Source organism: Asaia spathodeae NBRC 105894 (assembly GCF_025994195.1).
In the GTDB taxonomy this organism is placed as follows: domain Bacteria; phylum Pseudomonadota; class Alphaproteobacteria; order Acetobacterales; family Acetobacteraceae; genus Asaia; species Asaia siamensis.
Map to the genome: position 1 here is coordinate 1 of NZ_BAPY01000040.1, position 21,963 is coordinate 21,963.

33 protein-coding genes, 1 tRNA gene and 1 pseudogene are annotated in these 21,963 nt (G+C 58.9%); 18 read left to right on the forward strand and 17 right to left on the reverse strand.

The annotated features are described in order from the left end of the window. Nucleotides 1-333: 333 nt before the first annotated feature. The 3 genes from AA105894_RS12015 (at nt 334) to AA105894_RS12025 (ending at nt 3,386) form a co-directional block, all read left to right on the forward strand. Nucleotides 334-645, forward strand: a complete 312-nt coding sequence (locus AA105894_RS12015) for a helix-turn-helix domain-containing protein (protein WP_267311940.1) — start codon at nt 334-336, stop codon at nt 643-645. Nucleotides 646-911: 266 nt separating this feature from the next. After that, entirely contained in the window at nt 912-1,403 is a 492-nt protein-coding gene (locus tag AA105894_RS12020) for a MobC family plasmid mobilization relaxosome protein (RefSeq protein ID WP_267311941.1), read from the forward strand. A 27-nt stretch (nt 1,404-1,430) separates the two neighbouring features. Continuing rightward, nucleotides 1,431-3,386: a coiled-coil domain-containing protein gene (locus AA105894_RS12025; RefSeq protein WP_267311942.1), complete on the forward strand. Its 1,956-nt coding sequence runs from the start codon at nt 1,431-1,433 to the stop codon at nt 3,384-3,386. A 22-nt stretch (nt 3,387-3,408) separates the two neighbouring features. Here AA105894_RS12025 and AA105894_RS12030 read toward each other — a convergent pair whose 3' ends face one another. Further along, complete coding sequence (locus tag AA105894_RS12030; protein ID WP_267311943.1) at nt 3,409-3,732, reverse strand: helix-turn-helix transcriptional regulator; 324 nt, start codon at nt 3,730-3,732, stop codon at nt 3,409-3,411. A 179-nt stretch (nt 3,733-3,911) separates the two neighbouring features. Here AA105894_RS12030 and AA105894_RS12035 point away from each other — a divergent pair. Further along, a tRNA-Ser gene (locus AA105894_RS12035) sits at nt 3,912-3,978 on the forward strand. A 58-nt stretch (nt 3,979-4,036) separates the two neighbouring features. Here the strand turns inward: AA105894_RS12035 and AA105894_RS12040 are convergent. The 14 genes from AA105894_RS12040 to AA105894_RS12100 form a co-directional block, all read right to left on the reverse strand. After that, nucleotides 4,037-4,885: a tyrosine-type recombinase/integrase gene (locus AA105894_RS12040; RefSeq protein ID WP_267311944.1), complete on the reverse strand. Its 849-nt coding sequence runs from the start codon at nt 4,883-4,885 to the stop codon at nt 4,037-4,039. Nucleotides 4,886-4,923: 38 nt separating this feature from the next. Continuing rightward, nucleotides 4,924-5,268 carry a helix-turn-helix domain-containing protein gene (locus AA105894_RS15985; protein WP_373316775.1) on the reverse strand — a complete coding sequence of 115 codons (345 nt, stop codon included), beginning with the start codon at nt 5,266-5,268 and terminating at the stop codon, nt 4,924-4,926. Beyond that, nucleotides 5,225-5,482, reverse strand: a complete 258-nt coding sequence (locus tag AA105894_RS12045; protein ID WP_267311945.1) for a helix-turn-helix domain-containing protein — start codon at nt 5,480-5,482, stop codon at nt 5,225-5,227. The genes AA105894_RS15985 and AA105894_RS12045 overlap by 44 nt, the downstream gene beginning before the upstream one ends. After that, on the reverse strand, nt 5,475-5,699 hold the full coding sequence (locus tag AA105894_RS12050; protein ID WP_267311946.1) for a hypothetical protein: 225 nt from the start codon (nt 5,697-5,699) through the stop codon (nt 5,475-5,477). Before AA105894_RS12050 ends, AA105894_RS12045 begins: the two co-directional genes overlap by 8 nt. Beyond that, the gene (locus tag AA105894_RS12055) at nt 5,692-6,747 is read right to left on the reverse strand and encodes a hypothetical protein (RefSeq protein WP_267311947.1); all 1,056 of its coding nucleotides are present in this window, start codon (nt 6,745-6,747) and stop codon (nt 5,692-5,694) included. The genes AA105894_RS12050 and AA105894_RS12055 overlap by 8 nt, the downstream gene beginning before the upstream one ends. Beyond that, nucleotides 6,744-7,010 carry a hypothetical protein gene (locus AA105894_RS12060; protein WP_267311948.1) on the reverse strand — a complete coding sequence of 89 codons (267 nt, stop codon included), beginning with the start codon at nt 7,008-7,010 and terminating at the stop codon, nt 6,744-6,746. The genes AA105894_RS12055 and AA105894_RS12060 overlap by 4 nt, the downstream gene beginning before the upstream one ends. Beyond that, a complete protein-coding gene (locus AA105894_RS12065; protein ID WP_267311949.1) occupies nt 7,007-7,207 on the reverse strand; it encodes a hypothetical protein in 201 nt (66 codons plus the stop codon). Before AA105894_RS12065 ends, AA105894_RS12060 begins: the two co-directional genes overlap by 4 nt. Next, entirely contained in the window at nt 7,204-8,115 is a 912-nt protein-coding gene (locus tag AA105894_RS12070) for a hypothetical protein (protein ID WP_267311950.1), read from the reverse strand. The genes AA105894_RS12065 and AA105894_RS12070 overlap by 4 nt, the downstream gene beginning before the upstream one ends. After that, the gene (locus AA105894_RS12075; protein WP_267311951.1) at nt 8,115-9,035 is read right to left on the reverse strand and encodes a PD-(D/E)XK nuclease-like domain-containing protein; all 921 of its coding nucleotides are present in this window, start codon (nt 9,033-9,035) and stop codon (nt 8,115-8,117) included. The genes AA105894_RS12070 and AA105894_RS12075 overlap by 1 nt, the downstream gene beginning before the upstream one ends. Continuing rightward, nucleotides 9,032-9,217 carry a hypothetical protein gene (locus AA105894_RS12080; protein ID WP_267311952.1) on the reverse strand — a complete coding sequence of 62 codons (186 nt, stop codon included), beginning with the start codon at nt 9,215-9,217 and terminating at the stop codon, nt 9,032-9,034. The genes AA105894_RS12075 and AA105894_RS12080 overlap by 4 nt, the downstream gene beginning before the upstream one ends. Continuing rightward, nucleotides 9,214-9,447 carry a hypothetical protein gene (locus AA105894_RS12085; protein WP_267311953.1) on the reverse strand — a complete coding sequence of 78 codons (234 nt, stop codon included), beginning with the start codon at nt 9,445-9,447 and terminating at the stop codon, nt 9,214-9,216. The genes AA105894_RS12080 and AA105894_RS12085 overlap by 4 nt, the downstream gene beginning before the upstream one ends. Then, the gene (locus AA105894_RS12090) at nt 9,447-9,725 is read right to left on the reverse strand and encodes a hypothetical protein (protein WP_267311954.1); all 279 of its coding nucleotides are present in this window, start codon (nt 9,723-9,725) and stop codon (nt 9,447-9,449) included. The genes AA105894_RS12085 and AA105894_RS12090 overlap by 1 nt, the downstream gene beginning before the upstream one ends. A gap of 80 nt (nt 9,726-9,805) precedes the next feature. Beyond that, a complete protein-coding gene (locus AA105894_RS12095) occupies nt 9,806-10,588 on the reverse strand; it encodes a BRO family protein (RefSeq protein WP_267311955.1) in 783 nt (260 codons plus the stop codon). 103 nt (nt 10,589-10,691) lie between these two features. Further along, entirely contained in the window at nt 10,692-11,348 is a 657-nt protein-coding gene (locus AA105894_RS12100; RefSeq protein WP_267311956.1) for a LexA family transcriptional regulator, read from the reverse strand. A gap of 82 nt (nt 11,349-11,430) precedes the next feature. On the opposite strand from AA105894_RS12100, the gene AA105894_RS12105 reads away from it, so the two are divergent. Both AA105894_RS12105 and AA105894_RS12110 read left to right on the forward strand, forming a co-directional pair. Beyond that, nucleotides 11,431-11,634 (forward strand): helix-turn-helix domain-containing protein, encoded by a 204-nt coding sequence (locus AA105894_RS12105; protein ID WP_264815564.1) that lies wholly within the window; start codon nt 11,431-11,433, stop codon nt 11,632-11,634. Between the two features lie 207 nt (nt 11,635-11,841). Next, on the forward strand, nt 11,842-12,321 hold the full coding sequence (locus AA105894_RS12110; RefSeq protein ID WP_267311957.1) for a hypothetical protein: 480 nt from the start codon (nt 11,842-11,844) through the stop codon (nt 12,319-12,321). A gap of 5 nt (nt 12,322-12,326) precedes the next feature. Here AA105894_RS12110 and AA105894_RS12115 read toward each other — a convergent pair whose 3' ends face one another. Next, on the reverse strand, nt 12,327-12,542 hold the full coding sequence (locus AA105894_RS12115; RefSeq protein ID WP_267311958.1) for a hypothetical protein: 216 nt from the start codon (nt 12,540-12,542) through the stop codon (nt 12,327-12,329). A gap of 105 nt (nt 12,543-12,647) precedes the next feature. Here AA105894_RS12115 and AA105894_RS12120 point away from each other — a divergent pair, with 105 nt between their 5' ends. The 10 genes and pseudogenes from AA105894_RS12120 (at nt 12,648) to AA105894_RS12155 (ending at nt 18,330) form a co-directional block, all read left to right on the forward strand. Then, complete coding sequence (locus AA105894_RS12120) at nt 12,648-12,971, forward strand: hypothetical protein (RefSeq protein WP_267311959.1); 324 nt, start codon at nt 12,648-12,650, stop codon at nt 12,969-12,971. Between the two features lie 79 nt (nt 12,972-13,050). Continuing rightward, nucleotides 13,051-13,284, forward strand: a complete 234-nt coding sequence (locus AA105894_RS12125) for a helix-turn-helix domain-containing protein (RefSeq protein WP_267311960.1) — start codon at nt 13,051-13,053, stop codon at nt 13,282-13,284. Nucleotide 13,285: 1 nt separating this feature from the next. Beyond that, a pseudogene (locus tag AA105894_RS15990) lies at nt 13,286-13,774 on the forward strand (DNA cytosine methyltransferase); the annotation flags it as partial. Between the two features lie 25 nt (nt 13,775-13,799). Further along, nucleotides 13,800-14,435: a hypothetical protein gene (locus AA105894_RS12130; RefSeq protein ID WP_267311961.1), complete on the forward strand. Its 636-nt coding sequence runs from the start codon at nt 13,800-13,802 to the stop codon at nt 14,433-14,435. A gap of 43 nt (nt 14,436-14,478) precedes the next feature. After that, nucleotides 14,479-14,778, forward strand: coding sequence for a DUF2312 domain-containing protein (locus AA105894_RS12135; protein ID WP_267312000.1), 300 nt, complete (start codon nt 14,479-14,481; stop codon nt 14,776-14,778). Nucleotides 14,779-14,969: 191 nt separating this feature from the next. Then, nucleotides 14,970-15,356: an HNH endonuclease signature motif containing protein gene (locus AA105894_RS15995; RefSeq protein WP_373316776.1), complete on the forward strand. Its 387-nt coding sequence runs from the start codon at nt 14,970-14,972 to the stop codon at nt 15,354-15,356. Next, entirely contained in the window at nt 15,344-15,766 is a 423-nt protein-coding gene (locus tag AA105894_RS12140; RefSeq protein WP_267311962.1) for a hypothetical protein, read from the forward strand. Before AA105894_RS15995 ends, AA105894_RS12140 begins: the two co-directional genes overlap by 13 nt. Beyond that, nucleotides 15,763-16,674 (forward strand): hypothetical protein, encoded by a 912-nt coding sequence (locus AA105894_RS12145; RefSeq protein WP_267311963.1) that lies wholly within the window; start codon nt 15,763-15,765, stop codon nt 16,672-16,674. Before AA105894_RS12140 ends, AA105894_RS12145 begins: the two co-directional genes overlap by 4 nt. Continuing rightward, nucleotides 16,671-16,850: a hypothetical protein gene (locus AA105894_RS12150; protein WP_267311964.1), complete on the forward strand. Its 180-nt coding sequence runs from the start codon at nt 16,671-16,673 to the stop codon at nt 16,848-16,850. The genes AA105894_RS12145 and AA105894_RS12150 overlap by 4 nt, the downstream gene beginning before the upstream one ends. After that, entirely contained in the window at nt 16,843-18,330 is a 1,488-nt protein-coding gene (locus AA105894_RS12155; protein ID WP_267311965.1) for a replicative DNA helicase, read from the forward strand. Before AA105894_RS12150 ends, AA105894_RS12155 begins: the two co-directional genes overlap by 8 nt. Nucleotides 18,331-19,135: 805 nt before the next feature. On the opposite strand, the gene AA105894_RS12160 is transcribed toward AA105894_RS12155, so the two are convergent. Beyond that, a complete protein-coding gene (locus AA105894_RS12160) occupies nt 19,136-19,459 on the reverse strand; it encodes a helix-turn-helix domain-containing protein (protein ID WP_267311966.1) in 324 nt (107 codons plus the stop codon). A 1,058-nt stretch (nt 19,460-20,517) separates the two neighbouring features. Between AA105894_RS12160 and AA105894_RS12165 the strand changes: the two genes are divergently transcribed. Then, on the forward strand, nt 20,518-20,991 hold the full coding sequence (locus AA105894_RS12165; protein ID WP_267311967.1) for a hypothetical protein: 474 nt from the start codon (nt 20,518-20,520) through the stop codon (nt 20,989-20,991). A gap of 459 nt (nt 20,992-21,450) precedes the next feature. Beyond that, nucleotides 21,451-21,963: a terminase small subunit gene (locus AA105894_RS12170; RefSeq protein WP_267311968.1), complete on the forward strand. Its 513-nt coding sequence runs from the start codon at nt 21,451-21,453 to the stop codon at nt 21,961-21,963.

The following is a 21,963-nucleotide window of genomic DNA, read 5'->3' on the forward strand; positions in this document are numbered from 1 at the left end:
CGACACCCGGGCATATCCATAGCGCGCCATGACTGCGTTCTCCTTCTTGAGACGACAGATAGCGGCGTTCCCACACCATAGTCAACGTATTTGGACTCCAAACCATATATGGACTCCCAACAGACTTATATGGACTCCTTATTTCATACTAAGCACACTAAACCACGCGAAAACCCCCTGCCTTTTGTCAGAAAACCGTCCGAGCGTCTTCCGAAAGCGACGCATATGAGGCAGTATCGGCATCTATCTTCCTGCCCTGCTTTCTGTCCCAGTCCCCTATCGCCTGTCTCTCTTCCTCTTCCATCTCCTGCCCTTACCTCTACGGAGCCCTCCATGACGCTTGTTGCCTCGCAATGCCGTGCCGCCCGTGCCATGCTGGGTCTCTCGCAGCGTGACCTGGCCAGGATGGCCGAGATGGCGCATCGCACGGTGGCCGATTTCGAGACCGATGCCCGCACACCCCATATCCGCACCCTGCGGGCCATGCGCGAAACGCTGGAAGCCTGCGGGGCAGTGTTCATCCCGGCGGATGAGCAGTTCGGCCCTGGTGTGAGACTAAAGGCCGTTGGGGAGACTAAGACTGCCGCCGAGGCTGAGACTGCTGATACCGCTGAGACTGCGTCACAGAAGACCGAGCCAAGCTGAAGGAAAGCCCTCTGGGAGACCGGAGGGGACAGCCCGCAAGAGAGCGGTTTCTTCTCAGACGGAAGGTAGAAATTTCCTCTCATTATGCATGGGATTTGGCAGAGGCCGCCTGTTCTGTCCGGCATCTGTTCTTGTCCTGTTCTATCATGAGGACATGGGTTGGCTCCCCTGAGCCAGCAGTGCTTCGTGGCTACCCGTTGGGTGCACGAAGCAGCTGGCAAGGGGGCTGTCGCCCCCGTTGACCCCCTTGATGGAAAGCGCATCCCATGTCTGCCTCACCCCGTGTTCCCGTCCCGGTGACGCCTCCCGTCCCCAGCCTGTCCCGCCCTGCCCGCTCCTCCCGCCTGTCGGTTCGTGCCTCACCTGAGGAGCTGGCTGACTGGGCCGGCGCAGCGCGTCTTCTGGGTCATGAGACCACAGCCCTCTGGGTGCGATCCCTGCTGAAAGAGGCCGACCTGACCGGTCATGACGGGATGGCGGTGGGTGCCTCGTTGCGCAAGTTGCGCGGCGAGCTCGGACGTATCGGCAACAACCTCAATCAGCTGGCCCACTCTGCAAATTGTGGGGACGCTGTCCGGGCTGGGAATGTTCTGGATGCGCTCGAGGCGACAAAAGACCGTGTCGATGTCCTGCTCAAATCCCTGCGGGTGACGAGGACAAGGAGGACGTCCCGACAGCGGGAGATGGTCGAACCAGAGACAGGGACAGAGGCGGAAGTATCCCAATCGATAGCGACCTCGCCCACAACGCTGCACTAAGCCCCCGCGAACTCCGGAGGGGGACGCATGATTGTGCAGGAAACCCGTATCCGGACGACCAGCGGCCATCAGACCGTTTCACGTCATGTGCTTCAAGGCGCGAGGAACGAAGCTATACGTGTCTTGTGTGGCAGTGACTGGTGCCTTGCGGACTGGATGAAGGAAGCAAGGCGCGAGGGCATACGCTATGGCCTGCGTCACATAGCCTTCAACCCTGCCGAGCCCATGAATGACGAAGCCCTTGCGTCTTTTGCCGCCAGGCTCTGCGATGAGCTGCAGGCGAACAGGGAACGCATGACGCTGGTCGTGCATCAGAAGGATGGCAGCACCCATGGTCACCTGCTCCTGCCCGAATGGCAGGACGACCATGTGCTGAGCTCGCGCTTTTCCTGGCAGCGTCTGGAGAAATGCGCCCGTCTCGAGGAAATCCGTCTCGGGCATCAGCTGGTGCCGGGTCGGCATGACCGGGCCATTGTCAAAGCCCTGCGTCAGGAGGGGAAGACGGCAGAAGCGAAGCGCGTTGAGGCGGTCCTGCAGGGACCACCGGCTGACACTGCAAACCTCCAAGTTTCTACTCCTCCATCTCCTGACACACCATCTGCTCCTTCCAATTCAGAACCCGCGTCACGACCCCTTCCACGTGCAGCTTACTCCTCGCAATCACGTCGTATGGCCGAGCGACAGGGGCTGGATCTTGTGGAAGCAAAGAAGACCATCGCCTCTCTCTGGGCGCAGTCGGATAATCAGCTGCATCGTTTTCGCGCCCTGCTGAAAACAAGGGGCTGGGTTATGCGTGCCGGAGACCGGCAGGATACCCGTAAGGACGCGCATATCATTGAGACGTCAGACGGCGTTCTTATCGGGTCTTTCACGCGCCTTACGAAGACACGCATGAAGGATTTCCGCCAGTTGCTGATGGATGAGGCAATCAGACCGAAATGCGGAGATATCCGGACAGCAGTCGAACCGCTCCTGGAGCGTGCTGCTCTGGCGACGGCTGCGATGGAACGTCATGGAGAGCAGAGCGGTCTGCTTCTGCCGCCATGCGAGCAACTCAGGCGTGACCCTGAAGCATTTGCGAGAGCGGCTGCGAGAGTAAGGCCGTCACATTCCTCGCCCAAAAAGCCGAGGATCGTCTCGCTGGATCGTATCGATGCACTGCCACCGAACTTTGCTCACTACATCCGGCAGTGGAAATGTGAAGCCAGGGCGTGCCGCACGGTACTGAATGCAAAACCGCCTATGGAGTATGGTCCACGGCGCTCTGTCGATGAACAAGGCGCTGCTCTGCTTGCGCAGATTGAGGACACGCGCAAACAGCTCTGGCAGATCGGAAAACAGCTGCAGGAAACACGACGGGAGCGTGACGCCTTGCGTGAGAGGGTATTCGTCCTTTCGAAGAAGAAACGCCTCTCTCATCTCGACGAAGAAATAGAGCGGCTCACAAAAACGCTGGCCGAGATCCTGCGCTATCTTCTGGAGACCGTCTTCTGGCTTCTGGGCCTGCGTGCCACGCCGCCTGAACCGCTTTGCCTGCCTGTGCCGATGGAACGCGAAGAAGCCAATGCGCAGCTGCGGAGAGAGAATAGTGAGCTGCTTCAGCAGATCGTCAGACGGGACACATGCAGGGAGTGGCTCGTCACGCTCTGCCGCGAGGCCGACAGGCGAAGGCAGGAGGAGATCACCGCATGGAAAGCACGCCATGTCGTCCAGTGCGATAGGGCCAGGAGAGATCTGGACCTGCTGAAGGCCATCTGGATGCCACCAGCAAAACTGCCTCCTGAGACGCAGGCAGAGATCATGAAATGCAAGCTGACCGGCAATCTTGAAAAGGCCAAATACGTGACACGCATCGCTTTGAGGAGGTTGGACGAGGCTGAGGCGGAACGACTGGCAAACGAGATGAAGAGCGAAAAAGCTGCGCCGGTCGCTGAGCTTAAGGGTCCTTCACCAGTGAGAGTATCTCCCGCCTTTGAACCCTGAGGATCAGACAAGCCCGGACACCTCACAGGACCAGACTGATCACCCAGATGATAAGACCAACAAGACCTAGCAGGGCTGGAACGAGCCAGACGGAGACACCTCTGCGCGGTCTCTTGGGGCGCTTACGTGCTGGCTCGGGTGGTGGTGCCACGCCTGCTTTTTCATCGAGCCATGCGTCCAGATCAGTCACGCGAAAGCGCACGTCGCGTCTGCCATAGCTGATGGATTTCGGGGCGATACCCATCCACTTGAGATTGCGTAAGCGCCCAGGGGAAATGCCCAGATAACGCGCAGCATCCTCATAGTTCAGTACGGCCGGTCGGAGAGGTTCAGGTGTATCGGCCATAAGTCCAGCGTTCGAAAACGAATCCTCCTATTAAGCCGTCAGATAATAGACACGTCAACCGAATGTGGCTGAGCCATGAGCCATTTGTGAGCCAAACGGAGGAAGATCAGGGGTGACAAGCAGTGACCGGTGGTGATAGAAAATACATGTAAATCAGGGTTTTGTCTTCTTAACCTCAGGAACCATAAGGGCGATTACTGCCCTCTCACGGCGGCAACAGGGGTTCGAATCCCCTATGGGACGCCATTGATAACATTGAGGTTTCTCTGTTATCCACAGGCATGGTAGCGGTCCACATGGACCACTACAGCTTAAAGCCCTCCGCAATATTCTTCAGGTATGACGGGTCGAACTTCCGATAGACGCGCCGCAATGTCTGCGGATCGGTAGCAAGCCAGTCTGAAGTCTGATCAATCGGCACGCCGTCCATCGCGAACCATGACGCCAGAGAGTGCTTCAGGTGATGGGGCGTTGGCTTCCATGTCAGCCCTGCCCGCTCGCAAGCTTTGTTGAAAGACCAACGCAGCCCGGTCGGGATCTGCTTGCCGTGCCAGTTCACGACATAGTCGCCATTCCTTTCGTCAAACGCCGCCTCCATTTCCTCGCGCAGCGCCTTGGTCATTGGCACGGTTGCGCGGCGCTTGCGCGTCAGGGCACGGCCCGGTTCCTGAAAGTCGATCATGTTCGTGGTCCAATGGACCCGGTCCCAGGTGAGCGCCAGAATCGAGCCCTTACGGGCGCCGGTGTAGATTGCCAGAGCCATGAACAGCCGAACATGCGGGGTCTGCGCAGCGTCGATCAGTCGTCGAGCTTCTTCCTTGGTCAGGAATCGGTCACGCGGGGCGCTATCACGTGGCGGCTCGATCTCGGGCGGCCTGACGAGATAACCGTCTTTCCACGCCCGGCGCAGCGCAGCCCGCAAAACGTTGAACTCACGGCGCAGTGTTCCCGGTGAGATCGGGACATTTGCCTCTCCACGTTTCTTGAAACGACCTGAGGCGAACGTGTCCCAACGCTTCTGGTCGATCTGATCGATGCGGAGATGGCCCAATGCCTCATCGAGCGGCACGGTGGCTTCTTCAAGACGCTTCAGCGCCGATACCTTCCCCCTTCGGCTTTCGACATATCGAGACAAACACTCAGACACAGCCATCTTGAGGGGCGCCTTTTCCAGCGCTCCCTCGAAGTCCGCTAGCGCTTGGCGAGCGCGTTTCTCGTCCTCTGTGCCAGTCGAAAGTCGTTTTCTCTGTCCTTCTTCCCACCAGACGATCGCCCATTTGCCGCGACGTAATTCCAGGTGGGGCTTATCATTTCTGATGCGGGGCAATGGTAGGTGTCCATGTAGGCTTGAAGGTCAGTTGTTGAGACGCGGTACCCGCCCGGCCTGCGATATGCTGCGAGCTTCCCAGCCCTGATGGCCCGGCGCACCGTCTCAGGACAAACGTCTATTTCAGAGGCTGCTTTCTTGACGGTAAGCAGCCGTGGCATTCCCTCACCCATCCGCCCTCTCCTTCCAATGCTCACTAAAGTCGGCATAGATCTCGGCCATGACCTCGGGCGGGGCCTTGATCGCGGCCAAGACGCTCAGGACCGTGTTGATGGTGCTGTTCTGCCCCTTGATCAGACAGCCCAGCGTGCTCGTGGAAATCCCGGCCTCGACGGCCACGCTCTCCTGAGACCGGCCTTGCGCGACGATCATACGCCGCACCCGCTCGCCCAGGAGGCGGTTGAAGGGGGTGGGGTCAGTCATGGGGCGCCTCCTGATCCAGATCGAGGGCAACAGACAGGCCCTCTTTACTGACCTCGCGAAGTCGTACAGCGCCAGCTTGATCGCCCTCTATGCAAACCACCGCTACCGTGTCGCCAAAGTCTCGCACAACAAGCATGTTTGCGCCCCGACCATTAAGCCGGACAACGGCCCCACGGGCAAACGACAGAGCCGATCCAATCGGCACAGCGTCACCCATGCTCGCCTCCCTCGCGAATGGCTGCGGCCTCTTGCTCGACGCGGGCAGTACACGCTTCTTTGACGGCGATGCCTTCCTCCGTAAGATGAGATCCCCAAGGATGTGCGAGATGTTTCGCCACCTCATCCAGCTTGCTCGCACACCGCTCCCGCTCCGTCATCACGGCCTCGGCTATCCGGCTTTCTGCGGTCTCTGCGCGCGCTCTAAGCATATCCTCGACGACGGCCACATGCTCGAAATCGGAGTCACGATAGGTCTCGCCGTAAACGACATGGAGCGTGCGAGCTAATGACTTCGCAATGCGGCTGTGTTGCGTCTTTCTATACCCGACGATTTGGCTTCTCAGGCGCGAGACCGCCCTGACACGTTCCCCCTCCAACTCCACCACCCGAGCCTCAAGCGCGGCGACGTTGGCGGGGCGGGTGTAGAGGGGGGTTACGTGTTTGGGTTCGGGACGTTCGGGTCGGGGCTCGGGCAAGTCACCGCCAAAATGCCAAAGGCTGTCCCGTCCCTTGGGTACATCATAAGCCCAACGGTACGCGACCGGCTCCGCCCCCTCCGCATCCTTCCGTCGCTGCTCTGCAAAGCGATCTTTCAACGTGGCTAGATCAAGGAGATCGCCTTCGTCATCAATCAGGCCGCCAGCCTTCAAGATACCTTCGAGGGTCGCGTTAACGTCACCCTCCCACGTTTCGGACCCATCCCGGATTTCAAATCCATCCCTGCCGAAAAGCAGCGCAAGGGAGGTCAGGACGTAGTTTGCGCCCTCGTCCTTTGCCGCTTCAATGCCCTGCTCCTCCTGCTCTGCCGCGCCGCGGGCCTCGGCTTCAAGAATGTAACCCCGGTAGTGGTCCTCGATGGATTTAACGAAGTCTTTCGCTGCCTCGTCAGGTTCCACGAAATCCGCAACTACGCGGCCGTCCTTGTAGAAGGACATCCTCCCCCGGCCTACGATCACGAAAACAAATGGATCGGGATTGAGGTCGGGCCACGACGGAACGCGCATCGTGGTGAAATTGCTCTCCGGCTTCTGTTCGTGCTGGGTCATTGTCTTGCGCTTTCCACGAATAGGCGAATTGCATCCAGACCCTCTGGCGTGAATTTCCAGATCGTTTCTCCGGGCGCAAGGCTATCAGATGGGCAGTTCTTGCTATGAACGCCTTCCGTCATCAGCCCCGCATCAACCAGCTTCTCGAAATCGCTTACATCCCCTCGGTCATATCCATCCTGAAACAGGCCATGAATTCGCACGGCAAGGCCCATTATTTCGGGAGCATATGTCTTGCTCTCCGGCTTCTGTTCGTGGGTCATCTCCGTCTCTCCCTCAAGCATCGGGGCTTTGCAGCCTCCTGCGCTCGTTGTGTCTGCGCCGCTATCCGGTCGCGAATTGCATCCTGTGCCGCCTGCTCTCTCGTCAGGCGGTCCGCTATTTCCTCGTCGCCCGCCTGTGCGATATCCAACGCTTCGAGCAGGCCACGCTTGATCTTGTGGAAGGCTGCGGCGGTCATGCGGCCACCGGGTCAGATTGACCGGCCGCAGCCTTTTCAAAGGCGTCCGTTTCCTTCGCGATCTCGGCCTTCTTGGCGCCGAACCAGTCTGAAATGCTCGACTGCCCGTCCTTGATGGACTGGAGGACAGAACGAAGATCGACCAATTCGTCAGGGTTGATCTGATCAACCGCATGTCCGACCTTCCCTGCGATCATCTCAACAGTGACGCCGATCTGTCCAAATGCGCCTGTCATTGCCGCGATACGGTCAGCCAAGGGCACCCGGCCGCCGCTCTTGATCGTCTCACGGCATTGCTTCACTGCGCCATCAATCAGTTCAGGCGGCAGGATGGCCAAGATACGAGAGCGCAAACGGCGAGCACCCATATTCGCCGTAATCTCATAGATATCACGCTCTTCCTTGAGAGCCTGGCCGCCGCCGCGCTTGTCCCGGATATGCTTGACGGTGAAATTCTGCGTTGAGCGCGTGTTTGTCTCCAGATCCCACGCGAACGCTTCCATCTCGCTCTCACCGTCACGGCGGGACAGTTCGCGCAGCCCGTATTCGATATTGCCCCAGCACCGTGCAAGCTCTTCTGCGAGGCGAATGGAAGGACCCTCGACCGTCTGGCCTCGGCTGTATCGGTAGATTGCCGCCTCTGCCAAGCCGGGGCGCTGACATGCCTGCATAGCTTTCGCATAGGCCACGGCCGTGTCTCGCGGCCATTGCTTGGCGACGATCATACGGCCCTGGATCTCGGCCGCAGCGCGCTTGCCTTCGATTGTTACGGTGCCAGCATTCACATGCTCAGGTGTGGCTGCCTCGAAAGGGTTGTGCGTTACCGGCCGCGTTGTCTTGGGCGGTGAAATTACGTCGACCTGCGACCCCGGCGTCTCATCCCAATGGGTCGGAACCATATCGTTCATTATGCGTGCTCCTTGACGGTGACAGGCGGCTCGAAAGCGCCGACTTCCATCCCATCGGCGTATTGTTTGAATGCGTATGGCGGCAGGCTGACCGAGCAGACCCGGGCAGGCTCATCGACGCGGGGTTGATACCCGGGCCACTCGTCCCGGCCGTTGCACCACGCGAAAACGCCGCGTGCATATCGGTTGAGCGTGCGGCCGACCTCGATGGACGCCTGATCAATCTTACAGACCGAGACCAGAAACGGCGGCTCTTTCATCTGGACGATGAACCAGAAAGCGTCCGGCATCTTGCCCGTGACTGCGTGATATCCGTCTAGATACCAAGCTGCCTGCTGATGATAGCCGCAGTTCAGCATCGCCCGGGCGAAGTCGTCCGGGTTCGCAGATGCGGCCGTCTTGTAATCGACCAAGTAGTTACCGCTCGCAGGCACGAAATCCGGCCGCGTTCTGCACCAGACGCCGGATTCATCGTCCTGCCAGAACATCGATTGCTCAGCCCGGCCGTCTTTGAACGCAAGCTTCGCCACCGGGTCGGACCAAAGAGCCTCACGCATCAGCCTGACCTTCTCGGCCTCGACTTCCAGCAACGGCACCTTGCCCATCTCATAAGCCGTATCGCGTTGCTTCTTGGCGTCTGCCGTCTGGTATCCGGGCGAAGCCTTCCCGTCTGCGGTCTTGCCACGAACCACGACTACGCGCTCGTCAAACAGATGCGGCTCAAGCACCATAAGATGACCGGCCGTGCCGATATCAAACGCACGCGAGCGGGGGCTATTGAACTGCTTATACCGGAACATCGCCGGGCAATCTGTCACCAGCGCCCGGGCGCCAGTGCTCGACAAGCTGCCATCCGGGCAAGGATCGGCGTGATACTCGGCTGCATCCATCTCGTAGATGCCAGGTTTCGTGATGATCACGCCCCCTCTCCCTTCATTGCTGGGATGACCAGCCCGATATCCCGAGCCATCTGGCGTTCGTGATCCTTGATCAGTTCCGCGCGCCCCGGTGCCTGGTCGAGACCAAACGCAGGGTTCGTTAGGAACACGATCGCTTTGGCGCTCTGCTTGATTCGCTCTTGCGGCGTGAGTTGGGGCGTCATTGTGCGGCCTCCTGCACAACCGGCACACTTGCCGTTACCCCGAAGCTCTCCACCGACCAGCGCAACGACCTAGCGGCGGATCGGTCTCCGTACGCTTGTCGTATCAGGGTGTCGGCGGTTGCCTTGTCGGTCTCCTGCAGTGCTTCTGCAGCTTTGATGTGCAGTTCGGCGGATGCCAAAAGGCGGTCATGCACACCCATGAGGAACGGCGCATAGATTCCTCGGCTCATCACCCAGCCCTCTGCTCAAGGACGGCGCGGTTCGGCAGGGCGTCGGCGAGGCCCTGAAACAGGCATCCGAGTTCGTCCATATCGAAAGCCGCACGGTCGCTCACACGCGACAGCTTCGCGTTGACCTGACGTTCTGTGTTCTCAATCAGATCGCGAATTTCGTCGGCGATCTCTGCATCCTGATCGACCGCGCCACGGAAATTCCGAAGCGTTCCGGCCTTATAATAAGGGCTGCGCGTATCGTTGCTCTGAAACTGCATTCCGTCTGGATATGCCATCTTCTCTCTCCATCACTGGAAACACTGGCCGGAAACCCGGCTTGTTCGGCCCCGGCGTACCGGGGTCGCGTCAAGCGGGGTCAGTGGCGAACGAGACCGATCGTGTCGGACATTCCTGTTTCCAGACGCGGCTTCTTGGCCTTCGCCTTCGCGATCTTGATGGCCATGCGGTCGACGCCCTTGCGGGTAAGCTTGAATTCGAGGTCAACGAAGTCCTCGCCTTCCCTGACGTATGTGCGTGGCGTCATGACGGTGTATTCGTGCTCTCGTCCGTAGTGTGTCGACTTGAGCTTGCGGCTCTCTCTGCAAGCCCATCCCCACTCGAGGGCAAGCCTGACCACCTCGGTCTGGCCGATCTGCAAATGGCGACCAGCATCACGCACGCCCATGGGCTTGCTCGTTGCGGCCTCCATCAGATCCATGGCATCGGCTTTGGGTTGTGCGACCGCGAGTTGCGCCTTCTGACGGTCTACCGTTTCCTTGGCGATGGTCAGTGCGCGCAGCATAATTTCTTCCGGCGTCTCGTCCGGCGCTGCGACCATGTAGCCGCCGCTCTTACGGATCGCGGGCAGGACTTCCTCGAAAACCCACTGCTCGAACTGCTGCGCCTCGGGCAGCTTGCTGCGAACGATCAGGCGGAGAACGTCAGGCTCGGAGAGAACGCGAACTTCCTGCATCCCGCCTTCGGTGGAAAGGGGGTAGCGTTTCGCGACCCCCTTGCAATGCTTGGAAATCGCATCCGCTGCGTTCGAATATCCCAAACGCTCAGCCACATCCTTGCCGACGAAGTGCGGCGCGTCGTCCAGCATGACGACCCGGATCTCAGCATTTGCAAAAACAAAGATTGTTGGTTCGGTTGCCATCTGGCGTCCCCATCGGTGGTGATGGGGTGAACGTAAGCGCCACTTACTTACATGTCAACGCAAAAAGTAAGCATGTCAGATATTTTTGTAAGAGACACTTACTTTACAGGCGGCGAGAGAACCAAACCACGCGCCCGAGAATTTGGCACCTCTCCGCCTCAACGTCATAAGGCGGGAAGCGGTTGTTCTCTGACTTGATGCGTAAAGTAGGTGCGTCAAGGCCTCGCACCATCTCAACCCATTTGCAGACAACGCCGTCACCATCGAACACAACGAAGATGCCCTCCATGGCGACGTTTTTCTTGCGCATATCAACGAGGACGGTATCACCGCTGCGCAGTAGGGGTTCCATCGACTGCCCCTCGATCTCCACCACGCATAGATCTTCTGGGCGCGCACGCAGGTCTCGCGTCACGAACCCTTCTTCGAAGAACTGAGGATATCCGAGGAGACCGTCCTCCATTAAGCCGCCACCACCGGCCCCCGCGCTAACATTGAGTGAGCGTACCGGCACATATCCAGGGGCAGACGATTTGGTAAGGGATGGGAGATCGGCAGCGATCTGCTGCCCACCTTCTGAGGCGGCGATGTGCGATTGCAGGTATGAAATCACATCTTGGACTTTGTCCGGCGAAGGGAGCGAAGACCCCGCTTTCCATTGGCTTACGGCCTGACTGGTCACGCCAAACCTCTCGGCTAGGTCTTTATTTTTCACGCCTGAGCGTCGGATTGCTTCGGGAAGGGAGTCGATGGAAGGCATCCTTTCTTTCTATATCCGACCCCTCTTACAATCTATGTAAGTTGCGCTTGCATTATATGTAAGAGCCGCTTACATTCGGGGCATGGACAACGAAGCACTCGAACAGGTGATAGCAAAGGCAGGGGGTCCATCCGCCTTGGCTAAGAAATTGGGCGTCACCTCCCAAGCCGTCAGCCAGTGGAAAAGCGTTCCGGCGCGCCACGCGGCTATCGTGGCCGACATTCTGGATTGCCCGGTGCGCACATTGCTGTCCGCCCGCCGCACCCCCACGGAGGCCCGCCCATGACCCTCCCACAATTCCTCGAAATCATCATCCCCGACTGCGCTGCCGTCCGCCTGCTCGTCTGGGCGTCCGGCGTGACGCGGGCCACAAGCTCGGAGGAACGCCCATGAGCGCCCCAGCCCCCAAACCCCCGTTTTCTCTGACCGGCACCGTCTCCGCGCTCGATTTGCAGAGCATCGCCGGGCGACTTGAGCGCAAGGGAGGCAAGAAGTGAAGTCAGCAATCAGCAGACGTGAAGCCGAGCAGTTCATCGCGCTCGTCAAGTCAGGGATTTCGCAGACCAAGGCAGCGGAAAAGCTCGGCAGGTCGCAAACTGGCATGATGGACGCAGCCAGGCGCCTAGGCGTCATTTCTGAGCGCCTGCCGTGCCGTAATGACCTGTGCAAGGTCGCCCCTGAAGAGATCCTGGCAATGCACAAGTCAGGAATGGCGACCGCGGATATCGCGACGAAAGTAGGGCTCCACCCCACCACCGTCTCAGAAAAGATCAGTAAGGCGAAAGCCAAGGCGTCGGTGCCAGCGAGCCCGACCAAGCCGTGTGAAATAGCGGTTGGAAAGCCGGTTAAGGTTTCTCTGCGCGAAGACGTCAATCCGCTCGAAGCGGGTAGTAACCTCTCCTGGTCAGCACTCGGCATGGATATCGACTGGAAGCGGGCACGCGAGATGACCGCCCATCTGCGCCCACACTGACCTCATCAAATGACGACCATGACCCCCACCGCAGCCGCAAACTGCTCGACCAGACGTTGGCGCGTCTGGCCCGTAGCGTGCGGGTGCAGCACCGACCAGAGCCGGGCGGCGCGCATGATGTCGAGAGCGATCACGGGCGTATCCAACCGCTGCGTGAACCTTCTCTCATCAGCCTCGACCAGTGGCCTGTCGTGCTCGTGGGTGGTGGTCTCGTCGTCCATTCTTTGGCTGCTCCAATTCGTCCCTGACCAGACGAACCATGGAGAAAGCCGATGCGAAAATCGCGAGGGAATCACCACCGAGTTTTTCGGTGGAGGACAGGCAACATGATGGATGCCGCCACCTACGCAGACACCGTGTCCGAGATACTGCGCCGTAATTACGGCCATCTCAGGCACGCAGCGAAACAACTCGCCCGCAGCGTCGGCACCTCGCCGCGCACGGTCGAAAACTGGTTTGCCGGAATCAATGCGCCCCGAGGGGCTGAACTGATCCGGCTCATGCAACAATGTGACGATCTCCGCGACGAGATCTTCCGAATTGTGGAGGAAGGCCAATGCCCAAAGGCGTCGGCATCGACTTCGGATGGTGTGGATTTGGCCACCATTCCGGCCCCCCAAGAACATTCAGACTGGGTTTTCTATCGGTAATGCTTTTCCCGGACGGCATCGTCGCGCGCTTTGCGAGCTACGAAATCGCGCTCCAGGTGAAGCGGGAGGAGCAGCGTAAATGACCCGCTCCAACCAGATCGACGAAATCGACGTGCTGCGAATAGTAAAAGACGCTGTTTACCGCGCCGGAAGCCAAGTCAGGTTTGCGGAAAAAGCCGGTGTCAGCAAGCAGACGCTGAATAGCCAAATCCATTCCCGCGATGATCGGAACTTTACTCCTGAAGTTCTCCGGGCCGCTGGCCTGCGCCGCGTTGTGACTGTGCACTACGAGTTTATCGAGGGGGCGGAATGACGTGCATGTCCTCTACAATGAGTGGGACGAACCCACGGCAGCATGGCTGCGCGAACTCATCGATGGACGTCATCTGCCCTCCGGGTCGGTCGATACCCGGTCAATTGGAGATGTTCGGGCGGACGATCTGCGAGACTTCGACCAGTGCCACTTCTTCGCCGGCATCGGCGGGTGGCCCCTCGCCTTGCGCTGGGCAGGACTCGAAGGAACATCAGGCGTCTGGACCGGATCACCACCCTGCCAGCCCTTCTCCGTCGCTGGAAAAGGGCTTGGACAGGCTGATGAGCGGCACCTTGCCCCCGTCTGGCTCGACCTCATCCGCGAGCAAAAGCCTGTCCTCATTTTTGGGGAGCAGGTTGAAGCGGCAATTCGGGTCGGATGGCTCGATGATCTATTCGATGCGTTGGAAGGATGCGGCTACGCCTGCGGGGCGGCAGTATTGCCAGCTTGTAGCGTCGGCGCGCCGCATATCCGCAAGCGACTGTTCTTCGGAGCGGTCAGGCTGGCCGACGCCTATGGCTGGAGCTCCAGCAACGGCGACGTACAATCAGGCCGGGAACACGGATTATTCCCGCAGGGTCGAAGCCCTGTGCGGAAAGGATGTGAAGGGCCACGGGCTCAATCTGATAGGCTGGCCGACGCCGACGAAAACCGATTCAGAGCGCGGCGAGAAATACGATCCGTTCGCTCCGAACATGACGCTGAACATGGCGGCGCAACGTGCTGGGTGGCCGACGCCCCAAGCCTCGGGCGGATCGGGCGGCGGACAAGCCAAGCGAGCGATGAACCCGGATCGGTCGAACGACCTGATGGACTTCGCGATGTTGGCGGGCTGGCCGACCCCGGAAACACGCGACCACAAGGACGGGCAGGAATGCCCGAATGTGCCGCCGAACAGCCTGCTTGGCCGGGACGTGTGGAAGGCGGACCAGCCGATCCGCATCACGGCTTCTGGTCAGGCGCTGACTGGCTCGGATGCCGCGACGGCAAGTTCCGGCCAGTTGAACCCGGCACACAGCCGCTGGCTCATGGGCTATCCGCCCGAGTGGGACGCCTGCGCGGTTACGGCAATGCAATCGTGCCCCAGGTCGCGGCGCAATTCATCACGGAATTCCTCGGCGCAATCGCCGACATGCAAGACGAAGGGCTGACCCCATGACCAACGCAACCGACATGACAGGCCACAACAGCGGCATGTTTTTCGATCCTGACGCTGCTGCTGCGAACCGCGCGAGACAGGCTGCCGATCCTGAGTCCAACGTGGGCGGCATTGCCGTGGATCGCCTCCGTTCCGTGATCGAAAGAGTTGAGAGACTGGAGGAGGAGCGCAAGGCCCTCGCGGCGGACATCAAGGATATTTTCTCGGAAGCGAAAAGCGCCGGTTTCGATGTCGCAACCATCAAGAACATCATCAAGCTCCGCAAGAAAGAGCCAAACGAGATCGAAGAGCAGGAAACGCTTCTTTCGATCTATCGGAGGGCATTAGGATGCTAAAGCAATGCCTGACTTGCGGGTCCGATTTTGAGGTCGCGCCTCATTACGAAAATCACCAGCGGCGTAACGGGAGACGCGCGCCTAGTTTTTGTTCCTTAAAGTGTCACGCAAAATCTCGGAAGCGGATAGAAACAAAAGAAAGTATCTTCAATCGCGTTATTCCTGAGCCGAACTCTGGATGCTGGCTATGGATGGACGGCGCGACCTTCCTCAGAGGATATGGGCGGATTGGCAGCAAAGGCGCTCACGTCGTCTCATATCGCTTGTTTTGCGGCCCTACAGAAGATGGGCTTATCGTGCGGCATCGATGCGACAACCGGCTCTGCGTAAATCCAGACCACTTGTCGCTCGGAACCCACTTAGACAACCGGAACGACTGCGTGTCTAGGAACAGGCAGGCAACGGGAAGCAAGATCGCAAGGTCGATCTTAAACGAAGCCATGGCCGCAAAGCTCAAAGCTATATTTGAATATCCCGTAAACATCGCATCCTTGTCGCGAAAAACAGGGATCCCAAAGCAGGCATTATATCATCTGAAGGCAGGCCGCACGTGGAGGAATGTCCCATGCGAGAAATAACCTTCACCCTCACTGCGCCTTTCCCGCTGCTCAATCACAGCATCGGGCAGAGCCGGTTTGCGCTTACTGGAATGCGCCGGAAGATGGCCCGGTCTGTCGCCATGGCGTCGGCTGGTCTGCGTCCTCCTGAGCCGTTCAGCAAGGCGCACGTGCTGATCGAACGATACTCCGTGGGGTCACCGGATAATGACGGCCTCCAAGGCGGTGCAAAGTTCCTGATCGACAGCCTGACGACGCCGCGCCTTCTCAACCAGAAAAAGGCCGATGCCAAGCGGGTTGTTCGGAACAAGCGCGGTCTGGGCTTCATTGTCGATGACGCGCCGCAGTACGCCGAAATCGAGGTGATCGGCATCAAGTGCAAGCGCGCCGAACAGCGCACGGTTGTGACCATTCGCGAGGTGGTGGGATGAAAAAACCGAAGAAAAGTCGCCTCGACTGGTCAAAATTCTGGTGGAAAGACTGGCAAAATGACCTTGCTCTGAAGTCGTGTTCTTATGCTGCTCGGGGTCTCTGGATGGAGATGCTGGCGATCATGTCAACGTGCGAAAAGCGCGGGTTTTTCATGATTGCGGGGCGCGCTGTGACGCCGAAAAAACTTGCCGGTCTCACAAATGGTTCCGAGCGCGAAGTCGTCAAACTCATTGATGAGCTTAGAGAAAATGGCGTTTTCAGCGAAGATGAGACGGGCCTGATCTACAGCCGCCGCATGAAGCGGGACCAAGAGGTTATGCTTGCTGCGATCGAAAACGGGTCCAAAGGTGGCAACCCCACCCTTATCCAGAATACAGCAGAAAACTCTGACGACAGGATAAGGTGGGGGTTAACCCCCTCGGATAACCACACCCATAAACTCCAAGAAGCTAGAAGCAAGAATACCCCTATAGTCCCCACGGGGGACGCCGACACGCAGGACGACAACGGCAACTCAGGAAGCGAGACAGAGGGCCCGGCTAGGGACTTCGAAGCCTTCTGGGCGGCATACCCCCGAAAGGACGGCAAGGCATCCGCTCGGAAAGCCTACGACAAGGCCCGGCGCAAGATCGGACACGAAGCGATCATGCGGGCCGTCTCGGCGTGGCCCTTTGGCGACAACCTGCGAAACGGCCAGGACTACCGTCCTCACCCGGCCTCCTGGCTCAACGGCGAGCGATGGAACGACGAGAGCGTGACCGCCGTGGTCGCAGCCAAGCCAACGGCCTCGCAATACCCACCCGAAGTGGAAGCGGCATTCGTCGCTGCCCGCAGGGAATGGGCCCGAACCGGCTGCGAGGGAAAGCCGCCGATGCGTGATGATTTTCTTGGAGTGTCCAAGCCATGAACCAGCACATAGCCGAGCCATTTTTCATCAACCGTCAGCGCATGAACAGCACCTTCGCCGACGCGATCGTGCAAGGGGCCCTGAGCCGGGACGAGATCGAGGACGAGATCCAGGCAACAGCCAGCGCCCTGCGCCTGATCGCGGATCTGCAATTCGGGAGGAATGACCGTGAGTGAATCGATTTTCCTTCCGCCCAAGCGGTCGCTTGATACCTTCGAGGCCGAGTGCTCGGTCCTGGCGGGAGTTCTGCTCAACAGCACCATGTTCGAACTGGTCGACGACATCCTCACCCCCGAGGCCTTCACCAGCGAGGCAGTGGGAGAGCTTTACCGGATAGCGCGTGACAGGGTGCGTTCGGGCAGGCCATGCGATCCGATCACGATCCGCAGCGAGGCCGAGACAAACCCCAAGACTGCCGAATTCTGGAAAGCGTCCGCTGCTTCCATCCTGACCGCATTCGTGGGCAAGCCCGTGATGCGCGGGTATGCCAGAGCAATCGCTGACGCTGCCCTTCTCCGGTCGCTTAAGGACGAAGCCGAGACGCTGATCCTCGACGTGACCCATGCTGGCGACAAAACCGGGGCCGTGTTGGTCGAGGAATTGCAGGAGCGTCTTGAGCGCCTCGCACTGACCGGAGACACGGAACGGCAGATGAAGACCTCGGCGTCGGCAATCGATGCCATGCTAGAGGCCACAGAAGCCGCGTGGAAGGCAGGGAGCGCCCTTTCGGGTATCGATACCGGCTACGAGGGTTTGAACGACCTCCTGAGCGGCCTGAGACCGGGTGGCGTGTATGTCGTCGCGGCTCGGCCGGGCGTCGGTAAATCGTCGCTCATGCTCGGGCTGGCCATGCGTGCCGCCCAAACCTCCGGCCGGGGCCTGATCTGGTCCGGCGAAATGTCGGCCGAGGAGCTGATGAGCAAGGCAGTGGCGGGCAAGACCGGTCTTCCGGTCGATGTGGTCATGACGGGGCACTGGAAATTTGCGAACGGCGAGCGGCGGCCGGTATCGCGTGAAGAAATGGATCGGATCGTCTCGGCCGGAATGGCAGCCCGTGATATCCCGATGATGGTCGACGACCGGGGAGGCGCGACCGTGCAGCAGATCCTCACTCGGGCACGGCGCATGAAGCGCCAGAAGCAGGGGCTGGCGTTCATCGCGCTCGACTACCTGCAACTCATGGAGGCGAGCGCAGCCGTGAAGCGATCGGGCAACCGCACGGCCGAAGTGACCGAGATCAGCCGCGACGTGGCCCGCATGGCTCGCGAACTGAACGTTCCGGTGATCGCTCTCTCCCAGCTCAACCGGCAATCCGAGAACCGCGAAGACCGCCGCCCCTCCCTTGCCGATATCCGCGACAGTGGCGCGATCGAACAGGACGCCCGGTGTGTGATGGCGCTCTATCGCGAGGAAATGGCGCTGCGGTTGCGCGTGGGGGCAGACGGGCAAGTCAGCCGGAACAGCGGCGAGAGCGATGCAGCCTACGAGAAACGCGCCGCCGAAGTGACCGAGCGACTGGCGAAATCGGCGGGTACGGCCGAAGTGATCGTGCTCAAAAACCGAGGCGGCCGGACCGGCATCGTCGGGATGCAATTCGACGGGCCCTCGACCTGGTTCCGAGGCGACGACGAGCGCCAGAGTGACCCGGCATGGTGAGCGAGGAAAGCATGAAAAACCCAGCAAAACCGGGCGTTTCCGGTACCAACGGGACTCGGGGTGTGGTAGGATCGGGCATGAGCGAAACTACGAAACGCACCCTCGGCGCGGACATGATCGATCTCAGCGTGCCATGGGCCAAGCGCATAGACCCGGCGCACCTCGCAGCGCGACCCGTGGATCAGCAGGCTATGAGAGCATCGACGTTTGGCGCTGAGGGCGGTGCAGAGCGTGAGACGACAAACTCACCGGCGGAAATCGGAGGGGGCTGTACGGGGCGGAAAAGCGTCCTAGCGCGATGGTTCCTTTGGGTAACTCATTTTGCTGGTGCGCTCCTCTTGGTCTTCGATTTGGGCCTGATATTCGGCTTGCTGGCATACGCTACATGCGCCTCCTTAGGGTTCCTGATCGGCAGATTGTGGATCATGGGGCGGCCACGCGCTTCTGGTGGGGGAGTGAAGCGATGACGCAGGATAACAAGGCTATTTTCTGGAAATGGGCTCTTCTGGCAGTCAAATGCGCGGCCTTAGTCTTGGCTTTCGCCCCGATGGTCTTCGTTGCGTTGTGGATCGATCGCAAAGAAGGACCGCTGTGCGCAGTCATATCCGTGACGATCAGCGCTGCGATATCGTGGTATCTATGGCCGCCAGTGGTTGTGCGCAGGCTTGGTTCTGGTGGGAAGAGGGTTTGATTGAGCTTATCGTCGCAGTAGTGGTGCTCCTTGTGCCAACCTGCGCCCGATTCATGCGAGGGCGTCAATGAAACTCTCAGCCCGATAGCGATAAAACCCGACGAGGGAGGGCGATCAAACCGAAAGCACATCCATCGACACGCCAAGCGCAACTGCCAGTTTCCTGATCGCATCGACGCTGCCAGGCTTTTTCCCCTTCTCGATCTCGTTCAGATAGGTCTTGCTGATGCCCGCCAACGTCGCAAGAGCGGCCTGCGTCAGGCCTTTTCGTTCACGTAGGATCGTCAGTGCAGGCACATCATCCAGAACCATCCGGCGCGTCTCATCCGCCGTAAAGGTGACTCGCTCGGAAAGGCCTCGCTCTGACGCCGCAATCGCCTTGCGGTCCTGCTGATCATCGAGCCGGTCGAGCAGGCTTTCCCAATCGCCACGGCTCACCGTCACTGTTATCCGGCGTCTGGCTCAGGATGGTAATCTCGCTCATCGGTAAATCTCCCCTCGCTTGTTGACCGCAACAACCTCGATTGCCGTTCTCATCCTACGGTGCGTCCATAATTGAGGGCAAAGCGGTTTTCGTGTTAAAATCGCAATAATATCACCAAAAAACGTTAGATTGTAACGTTTCGTTAATCAGCAACAAGCGCACTGCCTCTTCCATGTCGAAGAGGCTTCTAATGCGCGCACACCATTTTGCCACCGCGATAATACTCACCCTTTGTTTGTGCTCTTGTCACAAGAAGCCCGAACACACTGCGGACCTGAGCCTGAAAAGCGTTAATTGTTACTCCTCCGATAAATCTAGTCTTTGCGCCGAAAAAGACGGCATTGGCAGCTTCGAAATTGCAGAGATCCCCGAGGAGTATCGAGATCAGTTTTTGAGTGAATGCGGATCGAACCTTCCGTGCGATGTGGTGCTAACAGCTGACCAAGAAGAAAAAATTAGCAGGCATATTTGCAAAATCGTTCGGGTTTCCTGGAAGGTTATCGGGTGATAGCTGTAGGGCTAAGATCCTCGCATGGGATTACCGCCGACCTTTTTGCTATTTTTAAAATATTGTCGAATCGCAATAATTAACTTTGCGTCCGTTACAAAAGGGCGTAAGCGCCCGGCCATGACGAAATCTGTCCTCCTCTACTGCGTGACTGCCTTCGCCTGGGCAACCTCCTGCATCTTGCAGTTCCTCGATCTCGAGGGAACGTGTCAGTTGCAGGACAGAGTGCTTTTCATAGCTGACCTGCTACTTGTCGCCTGTATTTTGGCGCTTCTCGCGAAGCTGGTTCTACCCCGGAAAACACGTACGTCCGTCTGACCGCTGATATTAGGCCACCCTAAATGCGGATATGTTGTGTACATCGGGGGTGGTTTTTGCGATAATCGGGGTATGACGACAGCCCCGAAAATCCACGAAACTGTTGCTCAAATGGCGAGGCCGAAAGCGGGCAGACGCCCATCGGCTCCGAGGTACGAAACGGGGCTCACCGCGACCATAGAGCGGATGGCGAAAGCGGATTATTGCGGGGCGGTGGGGAGCAGGAAAAAATGCGACCATCTGCTTAACCTGAGGAAAGCGGGCGAGCTGGACTCCGAGGCGGAAACGCAAGCCATACGGTGGCGCAACGACTACGAATTCGGCGCCTACGGCTATGCTGATTTCATGGGCGGCCCCCTGCCCGATGATTACATCAAGGGCGACCCTATTACCTTTGCGACATCTCGCGGATATGCGAGCGAGCGTGTCGGCCTGGTTCGCGACAGCCTCGGGGTTGATGCTCACAATTTCCTCGTGCAGCTTCTATCTGACGACCTGTCATTCGCCGAAATAGCCCGAAGGATGTTCCCGACGCTCAACAAGACCAATGCCGACAAAGCGGTGCGGCAGCGGGCGGTTATTCTGCTGCAGATACTCCCGAACGCCTACAAGGCAGCGCGCAGGGTGCAGTGGGAACGCAAGGAGCGGGTTGGCAAATAACGCTGTACATTGGCCATGCTGCGGGATACTATTTGCTAAATCCACAAATTTGCGCGGTTTACAATGCCTCCTCAATCGGCTCGATTGTTGGTTGGCGATATCGTGCAATTTGGCGGCGCTCGGTTTGTCGTTATCGGCGCATCTGACAGCAGTGCGGTGATCTGCGAAATTATTGGCCCAGCTTCAGATCGGCATCGCGCTGATATTCACCTGAATTGGCCCGAGACCCTTTTAATGGGTGTGCCGACGCAGAGCATCGTCCGATGCTCGCCGCGTCTTTTTCGTCATTCCCATCGGCTGCGCAAAACCGGCGCTGCGATTGACGATCTGGCGAGACGCGTCCGAGCGCGGGCTTTGGCTGAGATCGAAACGCAAAGGTTAGAGGACGCATGGCTTTTTGCTCGGCGTCTTTGTGGCTGAGCGCGGGCCGGTCATATCAATCAACAGGAGGGTTTCTTCATGGCGGACCTTACGCCAAAACAGGCGCGGTTCGTTGAAGAGTACCTCGTTGATCTCAACGCGACACAGGCCGCGACCCGAGCCGGATATAGCGCGAAGACCGCTGAGCAGCAGGCTTCGCGCCTCTTGGTGAATGTTAAGGTAGCAGCGGCGATTTCAGCAGCGCAGGCCAGGCGCTCCAAGCGGACAGAGATCACTCAGGACCGCGTACTCCAGGAACTGGCAAAACTCGGGTTTGGGGATATTCGCGATATCTTCGCAGAAGACGGTTCGCTTAAGCATCCAAACAGCATGGACGCCGATGCTGCGGCGCGCATTTCCTCGATCGAAGTTGTCGTCCGGCCAGTTCCAGGCACTCAGGGCCAAGAGGTCGAGCATGTCGCCAAAATAAAGGCGTGGGACAAGCTCGGTGCGCTCACCCAGATCGGGCGACACCTCGGCATGTTCAAAGACAAGATCGAAACAACTGGCGAGATCGCCATCACCATCACACCGGATGACAGCGCGCTTTGA